The following is a 253-nucleotide window of genomic DNA, read 5'->3' on the forward strand; positions in this document are numbered from 1 at the left end:
GTCATTACAAAGTTCATATTGACCCTGAACTGACCCTGTATTCAGAAGAAGTGTTACCCATGCAAATATCAGGTGAGTCCCCGGCGGCCGCGCTGAACAGAGTAGCGGAGCAGGCAGCGGCAAAGTGGCAGAGATTCACAAAACTGCATCCATATATTGATGTGATCGAAACCTCGCTCCAGGCTGACGATTATAAGCGTCTCAATGGATGCTGCCAGATTTGGGATTAGCCGCGATAAGTCGGTGGTCCCTG

At 50.2% G+C, this 253-nt stretch carries 1 protein-coding gene; it reads left to right on the plus strand.

Annotated features, from left to right (window positions below; translation table 11 throughout):
• Window positions 1–230 (plus strand): hypothetical protein (locus ACY2RQ_RS19955; protein WP_490114764.1); only part of this gene is annotated, 230 nt, incomplete at its 5' end.
• Window positions 231–253: the final 23 nt, after the last annotated feature.

The sequence above is a fragment of the Parendozoicomonas sp. 209JJ7-1 genome (assembly GCF_058147085.1).